This window comes from Enterococcus sp. GPZ-007 (assembly GCF_059374735.1).
This window is the reverse complement of the sequence record NZ_JCAFYN010000054.1, coordinates 1-24,376: the sequence shown is the minus strand read 5'-3', so window position 1 is coordinate 24,376 and position 24,376 is coordinate 1. Positions and strand designations below refer to the sequence as shown.

Sequence of the window (24,376 nt, the reverse complement as noted above, 5' to 3'; positions counted from 1 at the left end):
TTTAACTAATATTATTTAATTTTTTAAACTTTTCGCTATTTTTTTTATGGTAAAATAAATAGGTAGTAACTTCTCTTGCTAACTGATACATTCTTGTTATTGGATCAGTAGCTCATTTATATTTTTAGTTACTCTTGTTTTTTTATTTGTTTTAGTCTAATATGATTAAAAAAAAATGAGAGGTGAAACCATATGGATAATCGCATTACGCAAACCTCCAGCTTTTCTGATGGAGTCAAGGCCTGTCTACCTACAATCATGGGATATCTGGGTATCGGTATTGCGATGGGTATCGTGGGCAAGTCTGCCCATCTTGCTATCTGGCAAGTTTTTTTGATGTCAACGTTGGTCTATGCTGGAAGTGCACAATTCATCCTATGCAGTTTGCTTTTGTTGGGCGCACCGGCTTTGTCCATTGTTTTTACAGTCTTTCTAGTTAACCTGCGCCATTTACTCATGAGTCTTTCTGTTGCTCACTACTTTAAAGAAGATTCGTTGTTAAACGGTATTGCCATCGGAACACTACTTACAGACGAATCTTATGGAGTATTGATGAGCACTTTAGCGCAAGAAAAAAGGGTTACAAGCAATTGGATGCACGGATTAAATATCACTGCCTATCTCGTTTGGATTCTTTCAACCGTTATTGGTGCGCTGCTGGGAAATTTCATTCCTGACCCCACAATTTTTGGTTTTGATTTTGCCTTGACTGCGATGTTTCTTGGCCTGTTCCTTTTTCAGGTTCAATTGCCGCTAAAAAGACAAAGAAATAAAACGATTACGATTTTAGCTGTGACGTCTGTTGCGCTTTTCCTTTTGATGCGTTTTGTCTCTGCTGAATTTGCCGTAATATTGGCAACACTTTCAGGTTGTTTTGTGGGGGTGCTGATCAAAGATGAATAATTACTACTATTTATTGACACTTTTTGGTTGTGCTTTAGTTACTTGGATTCCACGGGTCTTACCTTTTGTACTTACTAAGGCATTCACGTTGCCACCTGTGATCGAAAAATTCTTGAGTTACTTGCCAATGACGATTTTGACAGCATTGCTGCTGCAAAGCTTACTAAATTTTCGAACAGGTCATTTTCCTACTGTACGCATTCCAGAGGTTTTAGCCTGTATACCAGCATTGATTGTGGGTATTCGTACGAATGATTTGATGAAAATAGTTCTTACAGGTGTATTGGGAATCGCGCTCTTACGCTTACTATAAATTACACTTGTTATAGAGCTTATTTCTGGTTTTAACAGCTTCGCTGAGGTAATATATAACAAATAATAGAAAAAGGAGAAATTCTCATGAAAAAGATCGCTGGATATTTCTTTCAAAAGCCTTTGGTGTTAGAGGACAAAAAATCTTTCGAAATCCATCTTCCAACGGAAACTTTGTATGATGGGAACGAGCCAATTGTTGAATCTAACAATCAGATTCTGTGTGAGATTGCGAAAAAGTATGAGTACTCAAAAGATAGTCTTCACAACTTTTTTGTCATTTCAGAAATCTCTGACGCTGACTAAAAAAGGTTCTCGATGATTTATTTCATCGAGAACCTTTTTTTAGTCATCATTACTGTCCGTACCAACCAATACCTTCATTGCGCCAACCTTGTTTGATTAAGTTGTTCCGCTCGCTTTGAAGCAATGTATAGTGGTGAGAACCTGCTTTAGCATTTGGATTATAGAGTCGATAAAGTGGCTTGCTACCTCCAGAATACCAGCTTATTCCTTCATAACGCCAACCTTTTTTAACTAAATCATTCTTCTCGTAAGCAAATGTCGTATAATGGTGATCCCCTGCATTCGTATTATAAAGGCGATAAACAGGTGTGCCGCTTCTAGGTGCTTGCCAGCCGATACCTTCGTAACGCCAGCCCGCTTTTCTAACCTTGTCACGTTCAGCAGCATTTGCCGTATAAAAATGTTCTCCGCTATTCGGGTTATACAGACGATACATCGCGTTCGTTTGAACTGGTGCTGGATTAGATCCGCCGCTGCTGTTACTTCCGGTATCGTATTGCGTTAGTTTATAGGTCTCAATGACGTTATTCAGAGTTGATCCATAATTGGGTGCTGTAGCGTATCTACCTGTCAGCCATTTTGTAGCATCCTTATAAGATTTTGTATTACTCTTCCACGCACCTGAATAGAAATAAATTCCTGTTGAAAAAGAGGTTTTCTTCAGAACTGTTACATTGTCTCCTAAAGATTCTTTGTAAGAAGGGTATTTTCTAAACTTGGCATTCACATAGTGCCAGCCTTCTTTTTCGCTCCACTCTTGTGTTTTCATTGTTACAGATTGTCCTTTATAATCTCCCTTAATGCCAAAAAGATTGTAATTAGGTGCTTTTGAAAGTGCACTCCCTCCCCATCCACTCTCGACAATTGCTTGCGCAATCATAACGGAGGCATACAAGTCGTTTGCACTTGCCAATGATTTTGCTGATGGAGCAATTTGATTGATAAATACCTGCTGTGTGCTCATAGTTGAACGAGCTGCTCTAAAGGCAGGTGGTTCCAATGTAAAATCTTCAAATCGAATCGGATGATGAAACTGCAAATTTCCTTGTGCATCGAATTCTTCTTCATCTATAGCCTCTATCTCACTGTTGCTTTCTGTCTGTTCGCTAGAATCAGTTGCTACGTTTTCATTAATTTCTAATTCTGACGTCTTTTGTGTTGATGTTTCCTGTGTTCCAGTTGAAGCAATTGAAGAGCTAGATGATTCTACTACTGCTGAGCTCTCCTGTGTACTAGTAGAATCAGTTGTTTCATCCCCATAGGCCACCACTGTTGAAGTCCCTAAGCTTCCTAACAACATCACACTACATAGTAGTTTTTTATAATCCATGTCATCCCCCTCTATCAAGCATTAATATGTAGTTACAATTAATGCTTCTTCCTTACCTCTCTCTTTATAAAGTAACAAAAATTAATCACAAAGTAAAATTATTTCTTTTAACTTTGAATTATGGAAACCCTTATATAACAACTGTTTCTCAATTCTTTCTGAATTTTTTAAATTAAAGAAAGATTTTTCAGAGGTTAAAGCGTATTTATTATTATACAATTGAAAATGAGACATAAAATGGCATTTTCTCATTAACAAAACCAATCAATTCTCATTTTCCCGTTATTTATTAAAGCCGTTACTCTGTTATAATAGCGTACAAAGGAGGGAATTTATGGATATTGGCGATGCAGTTTCTTGGATTATTTATCTGATTTTTGGCTTGATGACAATCATTTATTTTTATCTTTTCAAAAGAGATCGTGTGCTGATTCATTTGTATTTATCCTTGATTCCGACTTTTTTATGCATCTACCTACTAATGAATTATCATCATGATCAGCCGGTTGAAGGAGCATGGACACTCGCACTCTTAATGTTGATTTCCCTGGTTACATTTATGCTTTATTGGATGATCTACTCGCTATGGAGACACAAGAGGTAATGCTCCTACCGGAATCTTTCACAAATATTTCGTAATTTTTTTTATTAGTTGTATGCTATAATAAACTTTGTTTATTCTAACCTATTCGAAGGAGCTTTATTATGGCGCTTTTACTGACACTACTTTTTGATCTTCTGATGATCGTCTTATTCCTATTCAGGCTAATCAAGGGAGATCAAATTGTATTCATCGTTAGCATTATTTTACAAGGATTACTTTTTATCGACTTACTGGCAGTCGTACTTTTACGTTCATCAAAACAGCAAACAACTGATATTGAGGTAGCAGAGATGACACGTAAGCAATCTCGCCAGTCTATTAAGCCAGCGCGCGGAGGTTTTTTTGCTAAGCTTTCTTGCATCGTTGCTTTACTACTCTTAGCCTACTATATCTATTCCGTTATTTATCTATTTATTTAATTATGAACATCGACATTGTGTTGATGTTTTTTTCTTTTTGTCAAAAACTTCCAAAGAGAATTTTGAGTAAAAAAAAGAACCAGAAAAGATCTGGTTCTCAAGCACAACAAGTAATTTTTCGTTTGTCAGAAATTCTACTTGAATAGATAGTCATTCATTTCAATTTCTTCAATAATTATGCCTCTACGTGTAAAAGAATGCACTACAGTTTCTTCCTATTAAAAATCAGAACACTTGAAATAATGATTGCCATAGCAAGAATGATGCTGATCATTATCGCTGGAATGTAGTCTCGAAAGGCTGCGGATTTTTGCAATAAATATAGATTTTGGGTAACTAGTGAGATCGGATTATAGTACTTCATTTTATCGAACAAGTTGAGGATTACTAGCAACACAATCCCTCCGCCCGTTATCAATAGTCCTTCGTAATTGTTACGAGCGATTGTTGAAGCAAGAAGAATAAAACTGAGCAATAGCAGACCAAATATCCATAAGGGAAGAACGGCTAAGAAAATATGAGGGCTCTTATCATCAGGAAAGTAATACGCGGTATAGCCCCAGGTGATTAAAAATGCTAACACCAAACAAATCGTCCATTGGAGCAACAAACTAATCATTTTTCCCACGATGATCACCCATCGTCTCAGCCCCTTGGTCACAAGATTAATCAATGTCCCCCTGCCGGTCTCATTGCTGACGGCTCCACTAAACATCAAGCCTATAACAATCAATCCGATCTGTGTAAGATTTTTATAGAATTGTGTCCACGAGTCAATGGATGTTGGTTCAGGAATGGTATTCGCCAGAATCTCTCCGATTGTCATTTTCACGATTTCCGGCGTCAACTTTGCTAGTAAGGGATTCATAAAGCCAAGAATCAAAAAGATAATCACCATAATCAGTAAACGCGAAGTGCGCCAGCATTCAAATAATTCTTTCTTAGTAAAATAATACAAATTTTTCATTGAACCACCTCCAAGAAAATCTTTTCTAATGATGGATCAATTTTTTTGATCGCTATTGGAAACACCTGACACGTTTCAAATAATTGAAAAATCTGTGGTGCAAGTTTTTCGTAAGGTTGAGCATGCTCAAGTTGAAAAAGCTTTTTTTCCATACTGAAAGAAACTTCCTTCAGTATAGCGTTTCGTTTCATCTCATCCAATTTGCCAGCAAATTCAGTGAGCTCATCATACTTTGAAAATTTGATTTCAATTTGATTTTTGGCATACTGACGCTTCAATTCACTTAATGCTCCACTAACAGCCAATTCACCTTTATCTAAAATACCGACGTAATCACAGATCCGTTCCACGTCACTCAAGATATGAGTAGAAAACAAAATCGTCGTCCGTCCCTTTAATTGCTCCAACATTTCCAAAAATTCATTGCGTCCACTGGGATCCAACGCTGAGGTTGGTTCATCGCATATCAATAATTCTGGATCATTCAACAAAGCTTGTGCAATACCCAACCGCTGCTTCATTCCTCTCGAATACCCTTTGATCTTCCGATTATCCGTTTTTAATCCCACCAGTGATAAAATTTCAGGAATCTTTTGCCTTAATTGCTCTTTCGATAGACCGGTGATTTCTCCACAGAATTTCAGATATTCTTGAGCAGTCATATAATCATAAAATTCCGGCACATCCGGTAAATATCCTGTCAGATGATTGGTTTGATTATCGCCAAAAACCACGGGTATTCCCTTAACGAATATCTCTCCACCATTTATTTCCTCTAATCCCAAAATCATCTTCATGGTAGTCGTCTTTCCTGCACCGTTCTCGCCAACAAAACCGAAAATTGATCCTGTTGGGACAGTCAGATTTAGCTGATTTAACACACTTTTCGAACCGAACTTTTTAGTCACTTGCCTCAATTCCAAAATGCTCACTGGTCATCACCTCTTCCAAAGACGAAGTACATGACTGGCCCAATGATTTGAAGCAAAATCACAATCAGCAACCAGATGGCCTTGCTGCCAAAACGATAATTTTGATGTTTCAATACATGCCTGACGGCGGTGATCATTAAGATCAATTCTAAAATGACTAATGGCAGAAAAATGGGCAGATTCTCTTTCAAAAATTCGAAATTATTCATTATCAGTCACATCCTGTCCTTTGATATTTCGCAGTTCACTAAAAATTCTCTGTAATTGTACTTGGTCCTTAAAATTTGCGAATACAGGGTTATCTATTACGATAGTAATCAAACTTTCCTTAACCTTCATTGAGTCTCTAGGCAATTGATTTCCAATTTCTGATTCTTTCAACCAATCATCGACTTGATCAAAATAGTTGTCTCCATGAAGATCGACTGGAAATTTTGTTTGTTGTAACACATTAAGAAACCTATTTAAATTTTGTAAGGCAGCAGCTTCATCACCCATTTGTGCATAGCCAAAAATTGCAGATAATTGAAAGTTCATCAAAGCTACGGGATGCATTTCATTTAAATTAAAGATAGACGCAAACTGAAGACCTCGTGATACTGTTTCGGAAAACTTAGCAGAATCATTAAGTAGTAGCTGTAAGTAATTCGTTAAGAAGCTCAAAAAAACTGTTAAGTATTGATAGATGGCACTTTGAAGAGTAACGATCGCTTGTTGCTGATCGCCCTTTTGCTGTTGTGCTGCAGCTATTAAACTCTCAATTGGAAACAGCATAGGGACTTGGTCACCCAAAATTTCTAAAACTTGATCAAACTCATTCAAAGTTAGAGCAGTATATGCTTCGTACTTCAAAGCTTGAATGATCATTTCAGGGTCTTTTGCTTGTGTTCGAACATGGACAAATAATTCCTGCGCTTCCTTTGTATATGTCTGGATGCTATCTTCGCCTGGTAGTAGATCAACATGGTTCATTAAAAACATCCCCATTCTTAGTACAAAGGGATAACAGGAATAATAGCGACGGACAAAACTGCGAACAGTCGCTAAAACATCCTCCGGCGATTTTGTTATCAAGGATTCCTTCAACATTGCGTAGATTCGCTGTATCTCATGATTATCTAATTGCGGTTCGTAGGTTAGCAGCGAATCGATAGTGATATCGAAATAAGCGGCTAAGAGCGGGAGCAACGTTATGTCAGGATAGGTTTGTCCTGTCTCCCATTTCGATACTGAAGCTTTAGATACACCGACAAAATTCGCTAGTTCTTGCTGGGTCACTTGCTTCTCTTTACGTTTTTCCATAATAATCGGCCCAATATTCATTTCCATCTTCATCTCCCCTTTCATCTTTATTTTAGAATGACATTCAAAAGAAAACAATGGAGTCTTAGTTAACTTACACGGTTTAAAATCAACTCTTGAGAAACAGCAGTCGTAATACCGAAGAATACAAAAAATGAAATTATCTTATCTTCGTTCAATATAAGATTCCCTTTGTTTTGCTGGAACGTAAAAAAAGATCAGAAAGAGTTTCTCTGATCTTTTACACTATTAATCTTCTTTGTATTCTGAATTTAAGCGGCTAATTTTCTTGCTGATTTTTTTCGGCAAGTAGGCTAACAGCGCTAAGAGAATTCCTGCGCCTGTTAATTCCAACAATAAGAATACTGAGACACCTTTGGCGGTAATCTCTGAAGCCATAAAGGCATATAGGAAACTTGCTGGCATCATCGTTAAGAATGAAATCAAGCTAAAACTTTTGGTACTCATGGGTGTCATTGCATAAGCATAACTTTGGATGGCAAAAGGAAATATCGGCACTAGTCGAGTAAAAATCAAAAAAAACACGCCGTTTTCTTTAACACCCTTTTCTATTTTTTGAAAGGTTGGGTCACTGCCGAATCGTTCTATAATATAATCCCGTGCCACATATTTTCCGATAATAAAGGAAATACTGGAGCCGAGCGAAGCACCGACGATCGTCAACAGTCCACCAATAAACCCACCATATGCAAGACCTCCGACAATCGCTAGGAATTGTCCTGGCAACAGGAATACCGATACGACGATCGAAAGGACAATAAAAATCAGATATCCCCAACAGCCAAGATTTTCTAAATAAGCCCTTAACCCAGCAATATCTGTCAAGAAATCAACTAAACCAAATTGATGTGCCAGAAAGATTCCAAATAATACTAACAAAATAAAGAATACGAGCTTTTTCACCTGTTCTCCTTTCCAGTTAGCCGGGCTCTTGAAGGCTAATAGCCTTCAGTTTTTTTAAGCCCCTGAATCATCCGATCAATCACGAGCTTATTAAACTCGGTAACGGCTAAAAGCTTCTTAGGCATTTTCACTATATAAGGTGACTCATCAGTAATCGTCATTCTACCTTGAGAGAGTTTTAATTGCTCAACAGATAAACAATAATGTTCGTTACTGAACAGATCCGGATGTTCTAAATAGACGGCGGTCGTCATATCCCAATTACAGAAACCATTGAAATTAAAGATTTTTTTGTTCCAACCAATCCATTCATCTAACGTGTTACTAATCCAGATGAGCGCTTCTTGACTGATAGTATCTGCTGCCAACTCCAGAAATTTGTCCAGCTCAATTCTTGAAAAAAAAGCTTCAGAAGTCATATGACCATTCATTATTGTGAGCTTTGTTTGACTTAATAGAACTGCTTTAGCAGCTTCCGCATCGCATGAAAAATTCAGTTCAGCGACTGGTCGTTGATTTACCTGCAGAGGTTCGAGCGTGCCACCCATCAAAACAATTTCTTGAACCTTCTCAAAAAAATTAGGGTCAATTTTTTGTGCTTCAAATAAATTCGATAATGCCCCTGTAGCTATAATCGTCACTTCATTGGGATAGCAATTGACTTGCTCAACCAAAAACTGTGCTTGATTGCTTGAGAAATAAATGAAAGGCAATCGTAAACGTTGCTGAACTTCTTCAGTCATTTTTATAACTTCTTCTAAACTACCATTTCCATAAGTCAAGGTAACTCCAAGTAAATCAATCGCTGGTGAGCCCAATAAATAAAATAAAGTCAGTCCATCATCAACATCGCGGCCGAACATCCCAAAAGTATTATCACAATCAAAAATGACTTTCTTCATTCTAAGATCCCTCGATTCTCCTCTAGCCAGTGTTTAAAATACAAATTTTCTTCTTTTAAGTCGTTACGAATTCCTTTTAAATCAGAGGGATAATCAATATCCTGCAACGATGCTAATAAGGTCACATCAAAATCCGTCAATAATCGCAGTGTTTCTTTTAGAACTTCACTTTTTCCCCATCCGATGTTCGTTTCAAATATCGGTGTCAAATCAATTGATTGAGTACAGCCTACTAGGTAATAGCCGCCATCTGGTGACGGTCCTAAAACAACATCACGCATCTGATTAAATGCTGCTTGAATAGTGCTGGTATTTAAATTTGGGATATCACTCCCAGTCAAAATAATCTGCTCGTAGCCCATTTTTAAAACATACTTCATCGCGTGATTCATACGCTCACCGATCGTCTTTCCATGCTGTTGAAATGAGTGAAAGCTCTTTGGTAATGCTGTAAGCAATTCTGTTGGATCGCCTTCATCAGAGTAAGCAAGATAGAGATCCACCCCGTCTTCACTTAACGGCTGAAACTTTACAAAACTATCTTGTAAAATTTGCTGTTGAACCTGACAGGCTTCTTCGCCAGTCAGTAAACTCTGCAAACGCGTTTTAACCTTATTGGGCACAGGAACACGGGTAAATAAAATATACGCTTTTTTATTCAAAGACCTGCTCCTTCAATGCTTGACGTAAAAAATCCTCATCTAAATAACTAGCCACTTTGTCGAAAATTTCTTGGTTCTTCAATTCTTTAGTGTCTTTTTGATAACTGTCATAGGCCATTGCCGACCAACTTAACGCCCGCAGCATCAAATATGGGTGATAGATTCTAAGTGCTTCTTCAAAAGAGGCGGTGTCAGAATTAGTCTCAGAAAGATATCTGGAAATAAACTCTTGTTTCTCTGAGCGATTCAAAATCAAGTTCGCTCGCCAAAGTGTTGTTGTTGAAGCTAAAAATTGCGAAATATCTTGAACCGGGTGACTAATGACTGGTTTTTCCCAGTCAATCAAAAATCCTTTTTCTCCAATGATGAAATTATGTGAATTAACCTCTGTATTGTTGATTGACCACTGATCCAAATCAATGAAAAATTGCTGTCGAGAAACATTTTTTTGACACCCGTCGAAGGCATTGGCTAACTGACGCTGTGCATGCAATGGAACGTAGTCACTTTTTAGTACAGGTTCCAATAACTGCTGGCACTCCTTGATGCGAGCAGATAAAATCGTCGCCTTTTCTTTTACGAACGTTTTATCCGCTAGTTCATCAATTGGCTGCTGATGAATCTGACCAAATATTTTGGCGGCTTCCGGCAAATCTCTTCGATAATCCAAAGGCTGTCCTTTTAAAAACTCCATGATTAATAATCCTTGCGGAAAGCTTCGATGACTATCGTCGACGTAATAAACTTTAGGTGTTCGATCTGTTCGTTCAAGCCATTTTAACGCTTGGTATTCATAGCGAATCTGATTCTCCAAATGCAGTTGACTGCCATAGTTTAAACGAAAGACGTAGCTGCTTTCCTCATCAGTAATCAGAAAATTTTGATTGTATTCTCCTTGAGCTAAAAATTTAACTGTAAAGGGCTCTTGCAAGTGTAGTTGTTCGGTGAGTTGGTTTTCTTTCAAATAGAGCTGAATCTTTTCTAACATGAATGACTCCTTTCTATTTATAATAACGCTTCGCTAATTTTTCTGGTGAAATTCCCAGTAAATAAAACAATTTTATTTTGTGCATCTTTAAGTGTGTTCGAAGCTTTCCTTTGCGAAATCGTCGGATTGAAGTGATAATCGTCGCTGACAATGGATAAAATTTTCCAAGCTTCCACAACTTTCGGCTTAACTGCCAATCCTCCATCAAAGGTGTAGATTCAAAGCCTCCAACTTTCTCATAGTTTTCACGAGTGGTAAATAAGCCTTGGTCGCCAAAAATCAGGCCCAGATAACGGGCTCGCAAATTGGAAGTCCCTGCTAAATAACGGTAGAAGAAATCCGATGAATCAAAAGTTAATTTTAAAAAGCCCGCACTATAGTGACTATCTCTTAAAGCTGTTTGAATTCGCTCCAAAACATCCTTTTGACCATTTTCTAATCTGCTGTCACTATGTAAAAACCACAGAATCTCACCGCTGCTCTTCTCGACGCCAAGCTTTAATTGCGCACCTCGATTGGCCTTTTGTAATTGATAAACTGCGGCATCATTTTTTGCGACCGCAACTGTTTGATCTTGACTGCCGCCATCCACGACAATAATCTCGAAATAAATCGTATTCTTTAGTTGCTTCAATTGTGAGAGTAGCTTCGTAAGATTCTTTTCTTCATTTAAAGTTGGGATAATAATCGAAATCATCGGTTCATCACTTGCAAGGACTCGCTGAATTCTAAAAAGACATGCTCACCAATAGCAATTTTTTGAGATAAATTCGTAAAAGTACAGCTTGTCTCCCCAACTTTGATTTGTGCTCGCTGTCCATTGGGGGTCCAATCGCTGCTAGTAATGAAGGCCGGGACTCCTGCCCCTTCTTGTCTGATCGTTATTTCTGCACCATATGGAAGATAGAGAAGAGCCTCTCCCCTTATATTGTCGGGATTTTGTACAGCTAGTTTGAATTTTTCTGTTCGAAATAAAGTGTTGTTGACTGTTCCAGAGATAAAGTTAGCCTCCCCGATCGTTTCAGCAACTTTTCGGTTTTTGGGATGGAAATAGATTTCTTTGGGTTCCCCAATTTGCTGAATCTTACTGTCTAATAAAATGATCATACGATCCGCCAGTTGAAGAGCTTCGTCACGATCATGTGTCACTAAAATAATGCTAAAACGATAGGATTCTTGCAAGCGTCGCAAATAATCCCGCATGGCGCTTTTTAAATGATTGTCCAAATTGGCAAATGGTTCATCTAATAATAACAGCTTGGGTTCTAAAACAATCGCTCGGGCCAACGCTACTCGTTGTTTTTGTCCGCCAGACAATTGATCAGGAAACTGCATTTCTAAGCCCTCTAAATCAAAGACTTCTAGGATTTTATCGATTTTCTGTTGAATAATTTCTCTTGAAAATTTGCGGGCCTTTAATCCAAAAGCGATGTTTTCCACCACATTCATGTGGGGAAAAAGCCAAAAATCTTGGAATACCAATACTGTACTTTCTTGAGAAAATGATTCAGTGAAACAAATCGTGTTTTTATCAACCGGTTGGATTCCTGCAATCATTTTTAGGAGACTGGTTTTTCCTACCCCAGATGGGCCAAAGAGTGCAAGAATCTCCCCTTCATTCACATCGAAAGACAAATCACGTAATATTTCTTTTTTCCCGTATCTTAGCTGCAAATTTTTAACGCTTAATCCCACGCTGTTTTCCTCCTATTACTCTTCTCAAGATGAATACACCGATCATTGTACAGATTATAAAGACTAGACTGTAAGTTGAAGCTAAGCCAAAACGGCCATTATTCGCATATGGCAGCAGTAAAAGCGGCAGTGTGACGATTCTCCCTCCACCAATAAAAAAGGTCGGCAGATACTGGCTGAAGGAAACGATAAAAACCAGGGTCGCAGCCGTACTCAAGCCAGGTCTCAGCAATGGCCAGGTGATCTGCCAGAAAATTCTCCAAGGTTTTGCGCCTAAACTTTGTGCGGTCAGATGATAGCCATCTCCTAACTGACGATAACTTTCCAGTAAAATCTGCATCGCATAAGGTAAACATAAATAAGTATGAATCAGAATAATACCAAAAAAAGTGCCGGTCAAGCGCATTTGCAAAAACAGCACCTGACTAGATGTAATAATTGCGATAGCAGGTAAAATCAACGGCAAATAAATGACCACTTCAACAAAACGCTGAGAAAGTTTTGTCTGAAAAGCAAAATATCTAGCCGCTGGTAATGCAATCATGATAGTGATGATCGTTACTGTTAAAGCAATCACGAAACTATTTAGAATCGCTGGAAAGAAGTTGGGCTCGCTTAGCATTTGTTTGAAAACCCTAAAAGTTATTTCCTGCGGCCAAAGGGCAGGAGACATCCATTTATCGCTAAAGGACCATAAAAACAATAGAACCAAGGGTACTAAAACGATCGTTGCGGAAAGAAGCAACAATAAGTAATTTCTTTTTGTCGAGAGTTTCATGATGATTTTCTCCCTCCTGGCAGCACCCGGCTGATCGCTAATGCAAGCAGTGCAGCTATTAAACAAATCCCTGACATCACTAGATTTAAGGCGAAGGCTTGGGGACGTGTCGTCAAATCAACCTGAGTAAATAAATCGTAAGCAGTTAGTGCGACTGTTTGATTGCTGGGATTTCCTAGCAAGAACGGGACTTCAAAGGAAGCAAAAGTAAAACAAAACAAAATGATAAATAAAGTCGTTAACGTTTTCTGAATCATCGGCAGAATTACCGAAAAAAAGATTCGTAAGTTTGAGGCACCTAAGTTTTTAGCCACTTCTATGTATCCCAATTGCAGCTGCTGTAAAATCGCTAAGGTTGTCACTGCAACATAAGGAATCTCTTTATAAAGAAAGACTAAGATAATCCCAATGCCCCCTGTGTCATGGATCAGCAAAGGGAATTGACCGATCTCTTTTATCAAGCCCAATTGGAAAAGGAATCGCGAGATAATTCCCGACTGACTGACCAATTGCATAATCATTAAAGCGACAATAATATGCGGCAAAGAAATCGGCAGTCTGATAATTGTATGTAACCAAGGACTTTTTACTTTTAATAGAAGAAAAGACAGAGCCACTCCCAGCAGCAATGACAAAAAAGTCGCAGTCAGTGCCAAATAGCAACTGTATCCTAGCGACTTCTGAAAAAATGGGTCGGTCAAAACCTGTTTATAATTCGCTAAAGTAATTTCTCGCAGACCGCTCAAAGGATAGTACCCTAGACTAATTTGCAGCCCCTTAAACAGCGCTGCAAAAATCACAACGCCGTTTATTAAGAGAAAAGGTACTGCCAATAAATTTTTTTTATTCATGTAAGACATGCTCTTTCCATAACGCTTCAATCATTGGGATCTTTTCAGCTTGAACCTCAGGAATTTGTTTTTCCTGCATTTCTTCAAGTGATAAGACGCCTTGATTTTTATAAAGATCGGTCAGTTTTTGATTGGTTTCTTCTGATAATTTGCTTGGATCAAACGGCGGAATGCTGTAGCCGTACTTAGCTTCTGCTTTTTTCAGTTGCGCTGATTCGTTAGTCATTTCGTTAATCAAAAGTAAGGCCGATGCTTTGACTTGCGACGTGTTGGCGATCGCTAGATAACTTTGGTTAGCAATCGTCCCTTTATCAAACAAGAAGGATTCGGTTGTCGTCTTAAACTCGTTATCACTGCGTTTTTCTGCCACATGCATTTGCGAATAGCTGTAGCTCATATCGATCTGCCCAGCTGCGAACATCTGATCCAGCTCAGCAGTAGTCGTTGGATAAGTTTTGCCTTCTTGCCAAAGATAAGGTTTGATCTCATTTAAATAATCTAGCCCCGGTTTGATCACCTTATACAACTCTTCTTTGTTCGCTTTGGCTTTCTCTACTTTATCATACCCGACGATATCACAAATGACATTGCGGACAAAAGCACTGCCTGTGAATTCTGGTGGTGCAGTATAGGTGATTTTACCCGGATTGGCTTTCGCATATTCCAGCAAAGCTTTTGTATCTGTAGGAAAGCCCTCTTTGAATTTCTCCTTGTCGCCAGCGAAAACTAATTGTGCACTGCCATAAGGAACTTCATATCCATCAATTTTAACACCAAAGTCATACTTAGAATTATGTCCATCGACATCCATCAATTTTTCGAAGCTTTCGACTTTTTTAGTGATCGGTCCGTAAAGCAGCTTCGCTTGTTTGGCTGTATAAAAGTTTTCACCGTTGATCCAAATAACATCGATGTCACCAGCTTTTGTACCAGCTTCTTTTTCAGTGGTCAATTTATTCAAAATTTGATCAATATCCATCGGTACACGTTTCACCGTGATATCATATTTATCCTTCATCGCCGGGGTAACCACTTCGTCCACCCAAGCGTTGGCTTTTTCACTACCGCCAAACCCATAAAAGGTTACCGTTTCGCCTTTTCCTTTTTTGACTGCATCAGAAAAACTACTGATAGAGTCCGTCGTATCTGCTTCTTTTTTCTCGTTAGTTTTGCAGGCAGCTAAAGAAAAAATCATCCCCGCCGTCAGCAAACCGATTAACCATTTTTTCATCATTCTCTCCTATGCTTTTGTGACTATTTTTTTTGATTGATACCGATTCTTCCATGCCTTTACTGGGTTGGCTAATGGATGAGTCGGACTTTTATCTTCATTATGTATGACATCCCCAAATATCAAATCTAATAAATGCCAAGCTTCGCCGCCACCAAGAATCATGGCTGAAGTACAACTGGCACAATAGGTGACAATATGATCAGTCTTAAAATCTTGAACTCGTTTTTCTGCAAAGTTCTTTGCTAAAGTCGGATTCGAGACGCCGCACATACCACCCATTCCGCAGCATAACGTGTTTTTTCCCGACAAACGATTTTTCGCAACTTGATAACCTAGTTGTTCCAACAAGTACCTGACAGCTTGGTGGATCTCGGTCACTTCTTTGGTGGGGCAAGAATCTTGAATAGAAAAAACAACGTTACTATCCTTTGCTTTACCAATCGATTCTTTAGGCAGTCCCAATTCTGCCATCTTCACCCATAAGGATGAGGTAGGAAACTGATTCTGAATCGTCATCGTTTTGATGCAGCCTTGACAAGCGACAATCAATTCTTCAATCTCAGCCTGATGTACTTGTTGCGTCAGTTTTCCGAAACGCTCTTGGAACAACTGCTCTTGACCGATCATACGCGTCGGTTTCCCGCAGCAGCCTTGAATGATGACCAAATCGGGATAAAAACTTTTTAAGTATTCGACAATTTTTCCAACTTGTTTTGGACTGCTGGAGCTTAATGAGCAGCCGGCCATAAAACCATATTTCATTTTGCTTCGCCTCGATTCACAGCGGTAAAAAGTTTACTGGTTGAACGCTTTTGATGCATTTCAACCCCTCTTAATTGTCTTAATGGTAGCCCTTCTTTGATCAAATCTTGTCGCATTGACAGAAAGGCGTCATCCAATTTTAGTTTTAATGGACATACAACCGTACAATGACCGCATAGCATACAGGAATACGGGATGATCGGATCGAGATCTTCCTCTAAAAAACGCTGGAATAATCTTTGCGGATCCTCACAATACTGTTGCAAAAAAAGGCAATCTTTCATACAACGTTTACACCTTGTACAAGTTTCTGCGATATATTGTGCCATTTTAATTGTTTCTTTTGAGTAATCCATCAGATTAGCTCCTTTTTGTTAGGACGATTATAAATTGCAGTAAAAATCCTAGACATAGAATGCCGCTCACTAGATAGTAAATCGGTATTATTTCCAGTGTAACTATTGTTTGCCAAACTAGAAATAGGATACTAGATAAAGTCAGAAGTAAAGTTTCGATTCCTCTTTTTTTGTTTGCTAAGAAAATGGCGACAACTGCTAGCAGAAGCGGCAGCAAAAAGAGTATGCTGCCGAATGTGCTAGCTTCAACTTTATGGGAGTAAAAGGAGACGTTTCGCATAAAGCCTAAATGATTTTTATAAAGATCGTTCATTAAATAGATGGCATAAACCAATCCTGCCTGTAGCAGATGAATGAAATAGTGGAAAATCTTCATTAGTTCAAGATTTCCACCTTATCTTTGTCTCTTGGATCGCCAACTTGAACCGGGTATTTGCTTGGATCTTTTTGATGGGCTTTATCCCAATCAAACCAGCCACCATCGAAGAGACGAACATCTTTCCAACCTTCTTGCTTCGTGATAAAAAAGGCTGTGGCCGCACGCCAACCAGTTCCGCAATAGAAAGCAACCTCTTTATCAGGAGTAATGCCCCATTTTTCCCATGCGGCGAAGATTTTAGTCGGCTCTTTGACCGTACCATCATTGTTCATTAACTGAGCCACATCAGCACTAGTCTTGCTCGATTTCGCATAAACTGCCCCTTCAGGTTCACCAGCATTTTCGATATAATCGTAACCGCTTGTTTTACCAGTAAACTCTTTCCAAGAACGAATACTAGCTAGAACTAAATCTGAATTTTTTTCTTTAGATGCAAGAAGATCAGCAGATGTTGAGATTAAATATTCAGGTCGGCCAGGAACCTCAGCACCAAAATCTTTAGCAGCTGTTGCCTCTTCAGTTCCCTTCTCTACTTTATAACCAGCATTTTCCCATGCCTTCAAGCCGCCATCCAAAATCTTAACATCATCGACACCCAACCAGTAAGCTACAAAGGCAACACGTGCAGCAGCATTGATATCGCTAGAGTAAATAACCACTGGAGTTGTTTTTGTGACTCCGCGCTTCAAGAAAACTTCTTTACATGTTTCAGCATCTAGAATATTCCAATTGCTCTCTTCCGTTTCGATCTCCATTGTATCGATGTGCAATGCACTAGGGATGTGCGCTTTTTTGTAATCTTTGCCTTCACCATAAGACGCTTCGATCACAACTGTTTTATCGTCGTCTTTCATCTGCTTATTTAGCCACTTCACATCAACGAAGAAATCATCTTCCTTGATGTCCTTGCTTTTTACAAGACGTTGAACTTTACTCGTTTTTTTGGCTGCTTGAACCTGTTCTGTTTTTACGAATACCACCAAGGCGGTTAGCAACAAGCAACTTAATACCGTTAATACTTTTTTCATCATTTTGCTCCTTTAAGTTTGTTTTTTCACTTGAACCGTTTTCAACAACGGCAGATCAATCTTTTAAAGCACAACAAAAAAACATACTAAAAAGTATGCCTCCTCCTAAGCGATGATCAAATGTAGACTGAATAACCCTTTTTAAGGTAACGCAAAAAAAGGTTCTTGGAGGATATCAAGTTGTTCTGCTTGCTTAGAAACTCTAAGTAACGATTGAGATCATAGTCACCGCTGATAGTTAATAAACATGAGAACACCTCCTATATCAGTCTTTAAAAACTGAGTTCTTTTCCTTATCGAGTATAACGAAACGTCATTTGTTTAGCAAGTGAATTTCTGTTAAAAAAGAACAAAACCTTTTTTTGTGAAAGAATAATTATTATTTTGAATTTTTCATTCATCTGATTAAATACTGTGTGGTTATTTAGATAAATATCAGCTAAAATTAAACTATTCAATTAACTGAAGAGGAGAGTTTACTTATGAGTATTTTTGATGGTTTAATGGGAAACGCCAACCAACACGATAACGTAGCAGTTGAGAAAAAATTGGAGGATGTCTTGATTCCTGGAGAAGCTGTTTCTTTAGCCTTTAAGTTGGTTCGAGATTTGATCGTTTTCACCGATTTTCGTTTGATCTTAGTTGATAAGCAGGGTATTACAGGTAAAAAGGCTGAATATAAATCTATTCCGTATCGTTCTATTTCACGGTTTTCAGTAGAAACCAGCGGACACTTTGATTTGGATGCAGAACTTAAACTTTGGATCTCCAGTGCTGAATTGCCCGCAGAAACAATTCAGTTTAGAAAAGATAAAAATATTGTTGCTGTCCAAAAAGCCCTTGCACTAGCTCTGTCTAAGTAAATTAAAAAGGACAAGAACTGAACTTTTTGTTCAATGTCTTGTCCTTCTATTCTCTCTAAAGCGCGTTGCTTTGGTTTTCCCCTTTAAGTTCTCCATTCGCTTTCATAGTCTCCTTTTTTAAAAAGTCTTCAGCGAGCTCCCCCTCAAAAATTATCCAAGACAAGTTGTAGAGTTTCTTTATTTCTCCTTCACCTTATCAACATTTTCGATCCATTTTTCAAGATTGTTGTAGCCGTCGTTTTTAATGTAATCATATTCCCCATCAATGATTTCATCAAACCAAAGCAATTCTCCATCGCTTTTTTTACCAACAATTTTTACGACTGACTGACTGATCGATGTTTGCTGATTCAAGTTCTTTACTTTGCCGATTTTCAATGCAATAATCGCATTTCCGCGTTCGTGACTTTTTTTGATTTCGTATTGCACGTATTTGGAGTCCAATGTTTCACTACCAATTAATACGACAGTCACCGATGTTCCCGCTAATTGTTTATCAATCCAACGCTCAATCGTCTCATCTCCATCACGCTTCATTCGCTCAAATTCTGCTTTGTTAATGAAACCGGACTCTTCATTCTCCTTCAAAGCCCAGTTGTTCTTAACGACTAACGCTCGCGATAAATCATTTTCATAGTAAAAACTGAAAAAAACTCTTTTCGCCATAAAATTACCTCCCTAACTTTTTCATCACAAGAAATTGCCACAGATTGCTATTTGTCAAAAAATAAGAAATGTCTTGACAATTCCTAGAGAATCTGAAATCCAATTTCTTCTATCATTATATAATACCAATCATTCTCTATGTCTCCATTTTCTTTATAATAGTAGTTTTTATGGAGAACAAGCGTTTTGCTAGTTTGCACATCATACAACCAACCCAGAATTCAGACAACTTTTTGGTTTGTAAGTAGCTCAATCAAGTGCATTCATTGTTATGGACTAGTCAAACAAAAATGGTCTTAGAAAAAGCATTGCTAATAAAAATCCAGCTAGCTTTTAGTATGACTACATGATACGATTTTAATGAGAAAATATTGGAGGTCTTGTTATGTTGGATAAGTCTGTACCGTTCATTCCGTTTACAATGTTTCGCCCATCAAATGCTCCTGCATTGCCAAAGATACGATTACCGGAAGGCTATCGTATCGTCTTTTATCAACCAGGCGATGAAAAGGACTGGTGTCGGATTGAGACGGCTGTTTTAGAATTTGATTCAGAGGTGGATGCCGCTGAATATTTTCAACGATCTTTCGCACCTCATCAAGAAGAGTTGAAGCGGCGAATGCTCTTCATCGAAAATCCGCAAGGAGAAAAAGTGGGGACTTTTACTGCCTGGTGGACCGAAGAGAATTACCCACGGCTTCACTGGTTGGGAGTGGTTCCAGAAGAACAGCGTAAGGGTTTGGCTAAAGCATTAGCGATTCGGGTAACTGAGTTGCTCCATGAATACTATCCTGATCAAGATCTATATTTAAATACACAAACTTGGAGTCATCCTGCGGTCAAGCTTTACAAAAGTTTAAATTACGAAATATTTCAAAATCAAAATTATCAGAAAGTCCTTGATATATTAAAGGACGCGGAATAACTGAACATAAAAGAAAAGGGATTGTTGCGCTCAGGCGACAATCCCTTTTCAATATTATCAAACTCAATGAATAGACTATTATTCTGCACTTAACGCAGCCATTGTGATGTAGTTATACGGCTGATTGAAATGCGGTAAGAAGAAGATGTCCAGTAATTTAAGTTTATCGATCGTTACTTGCTCTTCTATAGCGAGTGAGAACATGTGAATCACACCAGATATATCTTCTTTTGAGGATAATTGAGCACCAACCACCCGACGAGAACTTTCTTCATATACGATCCGAATCTTCACCTTGGCATTTTGCTTCATGAATCCTGGACGTTGCAGATCTTCAAAGTCGGTATATTTCACAGCGATTCCATTCTTAGCTGCTGCCTCTACGGATAGGCCGGTCGAAACCATATGCAATCCGAATATTGAGATTCCGTTTGACCCTTGGACACCAATTGACTCTAATGCCACACCACCGACATTGTATCCCGCCACGATTCCTGAGCGTACCGCATTTGTTGCCAAAGCAATATAAGTCGTATCATTCAACGCGTTAGAATAAATCGTTGCACAATCCCCTACCGCATAAACATCCGGATCGCTAGTTTGCTGATGAAGATCGACTAGGTAAGCCCCGTTTTTGAACAATTCCAAATGATCTTTTCCTAGTTCATTATTCGGCAAGAAACCGATCGCATTGATAACAAAATCAACGTTGTATTCACCTTTATCTGTTACGATTGATTCAACTTTCTCATTCCCTTTATACTCCTTCGCCAGTTCACCAAAATGTAATTCGATATCATGTTCTTTTAAGATTTCATCCATGTCATCCGTGAACCATTTGTCATAATAACTTGGCAAGGAGCGTTCCATCGCATCAAATAAAAGAACATTTTTCCCGCGACGTTTTGCTGCTTCGGCAATTTCTACTCCAATATATCCTGCACCGATTACCGCAACGTTTTCGATGCCGTCTGTACTTAATAACTCATCGACTGCTTTTCCGTCTTGGAAACGTTTCAAGAAGTGAATATTTTGTAAATCACGGCCTGGAATCTTAGGAGAAATCGGCACTGAACCTGTAGCTAAAATCAACTTATCATAACTTTCAACAAACGATTCGCCATTTTTTGAAAGACAATGAACTTCCTTTTTGTCATAATCGATTCGATCAACCGTCGTTTCCATCGAAATCCTTGCGCCTTTGTTTTCAAAATCCTCACGTTTTGTATAGAATAGATTTTCATAAGAATCGATCTGCCGTCCTACCCACAGCGCAGTTCCACAGCCTAAATAGCTAAGATTGTTATTCCGATCGATCATCACAACTTCCTGATCTGGGAAGTTATCCAAAAGAGTGTTAGCTGCTGCGATCCCTGCATGGTTCGTACCTACGATTACTGTTTTTGTCATTCATTATACCTCCTAGTTATTGAAAACATTTTCATTACAATAATTATTGTAACATACTGCACAATTGAGTTTTAGAAAAATTTAAATCATTTAAAATAACTGTTAAAAAAGTATAAACAAAAAGAAGAAAGCCTTTATTTACCAATAAAAAACAATCCCATAAAAGATATCCAATTTTACGTACTGAATATTCGTGTTAATAGACTCAATTGATGGTCGATAATTGAGATGAAGAGAGCAAGAACTAACGCAAAATGTTAAATTCCCTGAAATGAAGTTAATTCACCTTCTGTAAATCAAATAAATATAAGTAGCTTTAAATCTTTAATTAGAGCATACAAATCGATAAATTATTTCAATTCTCTGCAATAAAAGGAAAACAATAGTAAAATAGTGATGACAGATTTGCTTTAACACCGCAAAAGAAGAATAAGGGAGAAGCTATGAGAGAAAAACTAGAAAAGCACCACCTTGAATTGCTTGAGAAATACGGGATTCTCGATCATCAAAACGTCTGTGAAGTTCGTCGATTCAAATCTGGTGAGACAATCTTTTCTCAAGGAGTCGAATACAAATTTATTATGATTGTTGTTTCTGGTAAAGCAAAAGTCTGTACTAGTGCCCCTAGTGGGAAAGACTTGGTTTTGGCATATTACCTTTCAAGCGGATTGATCGGCGATGTCGAATTGATGTCCAACACAAAATACGCAACTGCTTCTGTGATCACTCTTTCACCGTTTGAATGTATCGTTGTGCCTTTTCAAGATGATCAAGATTCAATATTCAAGAATCTGACGTTCATGGTAGCACTAGCTAAAAGCTTATCCGAAAATTTGATCAACAGCTCTCACAATTACACCTCAAACGCACTTTATTCTGGGGAACAGCGGCTTTGTACGTATATCATTCAGGGTTCTTATAAAAATTATTTCTTTGATAATCTGACTGATGTAGCAGCGACGATCGGGATCAGTTACCGTCATTTATTGCGCTTGTTAAATAAACTATGTGACGATCAAATCTTGAAACGTGAAACTAGGAAGTTTCAAATCCTCGATATGCCAGAACTGATCAAACGCTCTTCTGAGGCAGAATACTTCAAGAAGAACCAATAAAAAAGAAGCCACCCGACTCCTTCAGTCTTAAGAAGCGGATGGCTGTTTGTTTTGGTTCACTCGTTGGTTTTCAAGAGCTCGGCGTAGTATCTGTTCTTTTCGTTGTTGTTCAAGTTCATTAATTTGCTCCCAATAATTTAAACGTGATTGGTGTTTTTTCCATTGTCGTATAGTAATCAACCCTGCAACAAAAAGCATGATTAACAGTAAAATTATCATTCTAAACACCTCCTTCATCTTCATTCTAGTCGATCTAGAACAAAGTCATTAGGACATATGTCACATATATGAGAGACTCATATAGCAAGCCCATTTTGAAAATATATTTACCAAATACAAGCCCATTTAAATAAATGATAAAATCTGCAAAAAAACTGACAGCAAATAAGACCTAGAATTATTTCTTTTCTAGGTCTCTAAGTAGCTTATGTTTTATTTGCTTGTCAAATAAGTTGTTAAGTCATCAATATATTTTTGCTGCTGCCTCTTCAAATATCCTTTTACGAATGGCTTCATATAAAACTTTTTGGGAGTAACGTCTTCAGTAAAAATGATTTTTGTTTTCCCATCAGACACAGAGAAAAATTCACCTGTCCATCTCCCGCTCATATGGTCATTATCCATCGTAAAGGCATACAGTGTCCATGGTTCAAATGTAGTTATGACAAAGTTCGTTGGGTAACCTTCATTGGTGTATTCGACAAATTTTTTCTGCTCTTCCAGCACTTCGATTTTACTGACATCCTTACGCCAGGTCACATCCTTTAAAGAAGTAACAATATCCCAGATTGTTTCTACCTTTTCATTGAACACCGCTTCAATTTTTGTGATTGTCATAACCGCTCAGCCCCTTTTCTTTCATTGTACAAGTTCATGATGTAAAAACCTCTTCACGAGCGTACAAATATTACGAGCTTTTCAGGAACCGAGCTGGGAAGAATTATTTCACCAGAATTCCTTAATAAATTGCTTTCTTCGTTCAGCGTTTTTTTGATAGTTTTCTGGATTGCGCTGATAATAGTCTTGGTGCTCCGCTTCAGCTGGATAGAACTCAGAGGCCTTCTCGATTTGTGTCACAATCGGTTGATCAAAGCGGCCACTGTTTTGCAATGCTGCGCGACTTTCCTCGGCAATCGCTCTTTGTTCTTCGTCAAAATAGTAGATTACAGGACGATAGCTGCTTCCACGATCTTCAAACTGCCCAAATGCATCAGTAGGGTCTGTCTGTTGCCAATAAATTTCAACTAATTCTTGATAACTAATCAGCTCAGGATCAAAAATGATTTCGACTGCTTCTGTATGACCAGTCGTTCCACTCTTCACTTCTAAATACGTTGGTTTTTCCTTTTCTCCGCCGGTATAGCCGGAAATAACTGATTCAATGCCGGGAAGACTGTCAAATGGTTTGACCATACACCAAAAGCATCCACCTGCAAAAATTGCTCGTTCCATATTCATCACCTATTCTCTTTCTTAATCAGTAACGGGTACGACAGAGCCGCCCCATTTTTTTTCGATCCATTTTTGAACTTTAGGTTCATGCAATGCTTCAACTATTTTTTTAATATCTTTATTTTCTTTATCATCGGTTCTCGTAGCTACGATATTGACATAAGGAGAGTCACTTTGTTCGATCATCAGTGAATCTTTCACTGGATTCAATCCTTTTTCATAGGCGAAGTTTGAATTGATCGCTACTAGATCGCCTTCATTATTTTCAAATGCCGATGTCAAAAGCGTCGGATCAACACTGTGGTTGAAAA

30 protein-coding genes and 1 pseudogene are annotated in these 24,376 nt (G+C 38.2%); 8 read left to right on the top strand and 23 right to left on the bottom strand.

From position 1 onward, the window contains the following. Positions 1-192 precede the first annotated feature (192 nt). The 3 genes from AC4J95_RS18875 (at position 193) to AC4J95_RS18865 (ending at position 1,521) form a co-directional block, all read left to right on the top strand. Entirely contained in the window at positions 193-903 is a 711-nt protein-coding gene (locus tag AC4J95_RS18875; RefSeq protein ID WP_494551172.1) for an AzlC family ABC transporter permease, read from the top strand. Beyond that, a complete protein-coding gene (locus AC4J95_RS18870) occupies positions 896-1,216 on the top strand; it encodes an AzlD domain-containing protein (protein ID WP_316403486.1) in 321 nt (106 codons plus the stop codon). Before AC4J95_RS18875 ends, AC4J95_RS18870 begins: the two co-directional genes overlap by 8 nt. Positions 1,217-1,302: 86 nt before the next feature. Then, a complete protein-coding gene (locus AC4J95_RS18865; protein WP_316403485.1) occupies positions 1,303-1,521 on the top strand; it encodes a hypothetical protein in 219 nt (72 codons plus the stop codon). A 49-nt stretch (positions 1,522-1,570) separates the two neighbouring features. Here the strand turns inward: AC4J95_RS18865 and AC4J95_RS18860 are convergent, their stop codons facing one another. Next, positions 1,571-2,851, bottom strand: coding sequence for a glucosaminidase domain-containing protein (locus AC4J95_RS18860; protein ID WP_494551171.1), 1,281 nt, complete (start codon positions 2,849-2,851; stop codon positions 1,571-1,573). Between the two features lie 334 nt (positions 2,852-3,185). Here AC4J95_RS18860 and AC4J95_RS18855 point away from each other — a divergent pair, with 334 nt between their 5' ends. Both AC4J95_RS18855 and AC4J95_RS18850 read left to right on the top strand, forming a co-directional pair. Next, positions 3,186-3,455 (top strand): hypothetical protein, encoded by a 270-nt coding sequence (locus AC4J95_RS18855; protein WP_316403483.1) that lies wholly within the window; start codon positions 3,186-3,188, stop codon positions 3,453-3,455. 101 nt (positions 3,456-3,556) lie between these two features. Continuing rightward, entirely contained in the window at positions 3,557-3,874 is a 318-nt protein-coding gene (locus AC4J95_RS18850; RefSeq protein WP_494551170.1) for a hypothetical protein, read from the top strand. A gap of 202 nt (positions 3,875-4,076) precedes the next feature. On the opposite strand, the gene AC4J95_RS18845 is transcribed toward AC4J95_RS18850, so the two are convergent. The 16 genes and pseudogenes from AC4J95_RS18845 to AC4J95_RS18770 all read right to left on the bottom strand — a co-directional run bounded on the left by AC4J95_RS18845 (position 4,077) and on the right by AC4J95_RS18770 (position 17,634). Then, positions 4,077-4,841: an ABC transporter permease gene (locus AC4J95_RS18845; RefSeq protein ID WP_494551169.1), complete on the bottom strand. Its 765-nt coding sequence runs from the start codon at positions 4,839-4,841 to the stop codon at positions 4,077-4,079. Between the two features lie 241 nt (positions 4,842-5,082). Next, positions 5,083-5,773 (bottom strand): annotated as a pseudogene (locus AC4J95_RS18840) (ABC transporter ATP-binding protein); the annotation flags it as partial. Next, positions 5,770-5,982, bottom strand: coding sequence for a PLDc N-terminal domain-containing protein (locus tag AC4J95_RS18835; protein WP_316403479.1), 213 nt, complete (start codon positions 5,980-5,982; stop codon positions 5,770-5,772). The pseudogene AC4J95_RS18840 and the gene AC4J95_RS18835, both read right to left, overlap by 4 nt. Then, complete coding sequence (locus AC4J95_RS18830) at positions 5,975-7,102, bottom strand: helix-turn-helix domain-containing protein (RefSeq protein WP_494551168.1); 1,128 nt, start codon at positions 7,100-7,102, stop codon at positions 5,975-5,977. The genes AC4J95_RS18835 and AC4J95_RS18830 overlap by 8 nt, the downstream gene beginning before the upstream one ends. Before the next feature lie 222 nt (positions 7,103-7,324). After that, on the bottom strand, positions 7,325-7,999 hold the full coding sequence (locus AC4J95_RS18825) for a TVP38/TMEM64 family protein (protein WP_494551167.1): 675 nt from the start codon (positions 7,997-7,999) through the stop codon (positions 7,325-7,327). A 35-nt stretch (positions 8,000-8,034) separates the two neighbouring features. After that, a complete protein-coding gene (locus AC4J95_RS18820; protein WP_494551166.1) occupies positions 8,035-8,901 on the bottom strand; it encodes a nucleoside hydrolase in 867 nt (288 codons plus the stop codon). Continuing rightward, entirely contained in the window at positions 8,898-9,563 is a 666-nt protein-coding gene (locus AC4J95_RS18815) for a TIGR04282 family arsenosugar biosynthesis glycosyltransferase (RefSeq protein WP_494551165.1), read from the bottom strand. The genes AC4J95_RS18820 and AC4J95_RS18815 overlap by 4 nt, the downstream gene beginning before the upstream one ends. Beyond that, entirely contained in the window at positions 9,556-10,551 is a 996-nt protein-coding gene (locus AC4J95_RS18810; RefSeq protein WP_494551164.1) for a phosphotransferase, read from the bottom strand. Before AC4J95_RS18810 ends, AC4J95_RS18815 begins: the two co-directional genes overlap by 8 nt. Positions 10,552-10,564: 13 nt before the next feature. Beyond that, a complete protein-coding gene (locus AC4J95_RS18805; RefSeq protein ID WP_494551163.1) occupies positions 10,565-11,248 on the bottom strand; it encodes a TIGR04283 family arsenosugar biosynthesis glycosyltransferase in 684 nt (227 codons plus the stop codon). Beyond that, a complete protein-coding gene (locus tag AC4J95_RS18800) occupies positions 11,245-12,246 on the bottom strand; it encodes an ABC transporter ATP-binding protein (RefSeq protein WP_494551162.1) in 1,002 nt (333 codons plus the stop codon). Before AC4J95_RS18800 ends, AC4J95_RS18805 begins: the two co-directional genes overlap by 4 nt. After that, on the bottom strand, positions 12,230-13,024 hold the full coding sequence (locus tag AC4J95_RS18795; protein WP_494551161.1) for an ABC transporter permease: 795 nt from the start codon (positions 13,022-13,024) through the stop codon (positions 12,230-12,232). Before AC4J95_RS18795 ends, AC4J95_RS18800 begins: the two co-directional genes overlap by 17 nt. Next, complete coding sequence (locus tag AC4J95_RS18790) at positions 13,021-13,875, bottom strand: ABC transporter permease (protein ID WP_494551160.1); 855 nt, start codon at positions 13,873-13,875, stop codon at positions 13,021-13,023. The genes AC4J95_RS18795 and AC4J95_RS18790 overlap by 4 nt, the downstream gene beginning before the upstream one ends. Beyond that, complete coding sequence (locus AC4J95_RS18785; protein ID WP_494551159.1) at positions 13,868-15,106, bottom strand: ABC transporter substrate-binding protein; 1,239 nt, start codon at positions 15,104-15,106, stop codon at positions 13,868-13,870. The genes AC4J95_RS18790 and AC4J95_RS18785 overlap by 8 nt, the downstream gene beginning before the upstream one ends. Before the next feature lie 9 nt (positions 15,107-15,115). After that, complete coding sequence (locus AC4J95_RS18780; protein WP_494551158.1) at positions 15,116-15,871, bottom strand: heterodisulfide reductase-related iron-sulfur binding cluster; 756 nt, start codon at positions 15,869-15,871, stop codon at positions 15,116-15,118. Further along, positions 15,868-16,227: a 4Fe-4S dicluster domain-containing protein gene (locus AC4J95_RS18775; protein WP_494551157.1), complete on the bottom strand. Its 360-nt coding sequence runs from the start codon at positions 16,225-16,227 to the stop codon at positions 15,868-15,870. The genes AC4J95_RS18780 and AC4J95_RS18775 overlap by 4 nt, the downstream gene beginning before the upstream one ends. A gap of 375 nt (positions 16,228-16,602) precedes the next feature. Beyond that, positions 16,603-17,634 carry a sulfurtransferase gene (locus tag AC4J95_RS18770; protein ID WP_494551156.1) on the bottom strand — a complete coding sequence of 344 codons (1,032 nt, stop codon included), beginning with the start codon at positions 17,632-17,634 and terminating at the stop codon, positions 16,603-16,605. Positions 17,635-18,116: 482 nt separating this feature from the next. On the opposite strand from AC4J95_RS18770, the gene AC4J95_RS18765 reads away from it, so the two are divergent. Beyond that, positions 18,117-18,497, top strand: a complete 381-nt coding sequence (locus AC4J95_RS18765; protein WP_494551155.1) for a PH domain-containing protein — start codon at positions 18,117-18,119, stop codon at positions 18,495-18,497. A 177-nt stretch (positions 18,498-18,674) separates the two neighbouring features. Here AC4J95_RS18765 and AC4J95_RS18760 read toward each other — a convergent pair whose 3' ends face one another. Continuing rightward, positions 18,675-19,163, bottom strand: coding sequence for a TIR domain-containing protein (locus AC4J95_RS18760; RefSeq protein WP_316403463.1), 489 nt, complete (start codon positions 19,161-19,163; stop codon positions 18,675-18,677). 385 nt (positions 19,164-19,548) lie between these two features. Here AC4J95_RS18760 and AC4J95_RS18755 point away from each other — a divergent pair, with 385 nt between their 5' ends. After that, positions 19,549-20,088 carry a GNAT family N-acetyltransferase gene (locus tag AC4J95_RS18755; RefSeq protein ID WP_494551154.1) on the top strand — a complete coding sequence of 180 codons (540 nt, stop codon included), beginning with the start codon at positions 19,549-19,551 and terminating at the stop codon, positions 20,086-20,088. A 78-nt stretch (positions 20,089-20,166) separates the two neighbouring features. On the opposite strand, the gene nox is transcribed toward AC4J95_RS18755, so the two are convergent. Further along, on the bottom strand, positions 20,167-21,498 hold the full coding sequence (gene nox / locus AC4J95_RS18750) for a H2O-forming NADH oxidase (protein WP_494551153.1): 1,332 nt from the start codon (positions 21,496-21,498) through the stop codon (positions 20,167-20,169). A gap of 443 nt (positions 21,499-21,941) precedes the next feature. Between nox and AC4J95_RS18745 the strand changes: the two genes are divergently transcribed. Beyond that, a complete protein-coding gene (locus tag AC4J95_RS18745; protein ID WP_494551152.1) occupies positions 21,942-22,613 on the top strand; it encodes a Crp/Fnr family transcriptional regulator in 672 nt (223 codons plus the stop codon). A gap of 27 nt (positions 22,614-22,640) precedes the next feature. Here the strand turns inward: AC4J95_RS18745 and AC4J95_RS18740 are convergent, their stop codons facing one another. From AC4J95_RS18740 to AC4J95_RS18725, 4 genes are all read right to left on the bottom strand, one after another. Beyond that, entirely contained in the window at positions 22,641-22,832 is a 192-nt protein-coding gene (locus tag AC4J95_RS18740) for a hypothetical protein (RefSeq protein ID WP_494551151.1), read from the bottom strand. 213 nt (positions 22,833-23,045) lie between these two features. Then, positions 23,046-23,450, bottom strand: coding sequence for a polyketide cyclase (locus AC4J95_RS18735; protein WP_494551150.1), 405 nt, complete (start codon positions 23,448-23,450; stop codon positions 23,046-23,048). A gap of 108 nt (positions 23,451-23,558) precedes the next feature. Continuing rightward, positions 23,559-24,065 (bottom strand): peptide-methionine (S)-S-oxide reductase MsrA, encoded by a 507-nt coding sequence (gene msrA / locus AC4J95_RS18730; RefSeq protein WP_494551173.1) that lies wholly within the window; start codon positions 24,063-24,065, stop codon positions 23,559-23,561. A gap of 21 nt (positions 24,066-24,086) precedes the next feature. Then, positions 24,087-24,376 (bottom strand): MetQ/NlpA family ABC transporter substrate-binding protein (locus tag AC4J95_RS18725; RefSeq protein ID WP_494551149.1); only part of this gene is annotated, 290 nt, incomplete at its 5' end.

Excerpts from the sequence above, each read along its gene's own strand:
- AC4J95_RS18875 (WP_494551172.1), top strand. The coding sequence starts at position 193 with ATGGATAATCGCATTACGCAAACCTCCAGCTTTTCTGATGGAGTCAAG.
- AC4J95_RS18870 (WP_316403486.1), top strand. The coding sequence starts at position 896 with ATGAATAATTACTACTATTTATTGACACTTTTTGGTTGTGCTTTAGTT.
- AC4J95_RS18865 (WP_316403485.1), top strand. The coding sequence starts at position 1,303 with ATGAAAAAGATCGCTGGATATTTCTTTCAAAAGCCTTTGGTGTTAGAG.
- AC4J95_RS18860 (WP_494551171.1), bottom strand. The coding sequence starts at position 2,851 with ATGGATTATAAAAAACTACTATGTAGTGTGATGTTGTTAGGAAGCTTA.
- AC4J95_RS18855 (WP_316403483.1), top strand. The coding sequence starts at position 3,186 with ATGGATATTGGCGATGCAGTTTCTTGGATTATTTATCTGATTTTTGGC.
- AC4J95_RS18850 (WP_494551170.1), top strand. The coding sequence starts at position 3,557 with ATGGCGCTTTTACTGACACTACTTTTTGATCTTCTGATGATCGTCTTA.
- AC4J95_RS18845 (WP_494551169.1), bottom strand. The coding sequence starts at position 4,841 with ATGAAAAATTTGTATTATTTTACTAAGAAAGAATTATTTGAATGCTGG.
- AC4J95_RS18835 (WP_316403479.1), bottom strand. The coding sequence starts at position 5,982 with ATGAATAATTTCGAATTTTTGAAAGAGAATCTGCCCATTTTTCTGCCA.
- AC4J95_RS18830 (WP_494551168.1), bottom strand. The coding sequence starts at position 7,102 with ATGGAAATGAATATTGGGCCGATTATTATGGAAAAACGTAAAGAGAAG.
- AC4J95_RS18820 (WP_494551166.1), bottom strand. The coding sequence starts at position 8,901 with ATGAAGAAAGTCATTTTTGATTGTGATAATACTTTTGGGATGTTCGGC.
- AC4J95_RS18810 (WP_494551164.1), bottom strand. The coding sequence starts at position 10,551 with ATGTTAGAAAAGATTCAGCTCTATTTGAAAGAAAACCAACTCACCGAA.
- AC4J95_RS18805 (WP_494551163.1), bottom strand. The coding sequence starts at position 11,248 with ATGATTTCGATTATTATCCCAACTTTAAATGAAGAAAAGAATCTTACG.
- AC4J95_RS18795 (WP_494551161.1), bottom strand. The coding sequence starts at position 13,024 with ATGAAACTCTCGACAAAAAGAAATTACTTATTGTTGCTTCTTTCCGCA.
- AC4J95_RS18790 (WP_494551160.1), bottom strand. The coding sequence starts at position 13,875 with ATGAATAAAAAAAATTTATTGGCAGTACCTTTTCTCTTAATAAACGGC.
- AC4J95_RS18785 (WP_494551159.1), bottom strand. The coding sequence starts at position 15,106 with ATGAAAAAATGGTTAATCGGTTTGCTGACGGCGGGGATGATTTTTTCT.
- AC4J95_RS18780 (WP_494551158.1), bottom strand. The coding sequence starts at position 15,871 with ATGAAATATGGTTTTATGGCCGGCTGCTCATTAAGCTCCAGCAGTCCA.
- AC4J95_RS18775 (WP_494551157.1), bottom strand. The coding sequence starts at position 16,227 with ATGGATTACTCAAAAGAAACAATTAAAATGGCACAATATATCGCAGAA.
- AC4J95_RS18770 (WP_494551156.1), bottom strand. The coding sequence starts at position 17,634 with ATGAAAAAAGTATTAACGGTATTAAGTTGCTTGTTGCTAACCGCCTTG.
- AC4J95_RS18765 (WP_494551155.1), top strand. The coding sequence starts at position 18,117 with ATGAGTATTTTTGATGGTTTAATGGGAAACGCCAACCAACACGATAAC.
- AC4J95_RS18760 (WP_316403463.1), bottom strand. The coding sequence starts at position 19,163 with ATGGCGAAAAGAGTTTTTTTCAGTTTTTACTATGAAAATGATTTATCG.
- AC4J95_RS18755 (WP_494551154.1), top strand. The coding sequence starts at position 19,549 with ATGTTGGATAAGTCTGTACCGTTCATTCCGTTTACAATGTTTCGCCCA.
- nox (WP_494551153.1), bottom strand. The coding sequence starts at position 21,498 with ATGACAAAAACAGTAATCGTAGGTACGAACCATGCAGGGATCGCAGCA.
- AC4J95_RS18745 (WP_494551152.1), top strand. The coding sequence starts at position 21,942 with ATGAGAGAAAAACTAGAAAAGCACCACCTTGAATTGCTTGAGAAATAC.
- AC4J95_RS18740 (WP_494551151.1), bottom strand. The coding sequence starts at position 22,832 with ATGATAATTTTACTGTTAATCATGCTTTTTGTTGCAGGGTTGATTACT.
- AC4J95_RS18735 (WP_494551150.1), bottom strand. The coding sequence starts at position 23,450 with ATGACAATCACAAAAATTGAAGCGGTGTTCAATGAAAAGGTAGAAACA.
- msrA (WP_494551173.1), bottom strand. The coding sequence starts at position 24,065 with ATGGAACGAGCAATTTTTGCAGGTGGATGCTTTTGGTGTATGGTCAAA.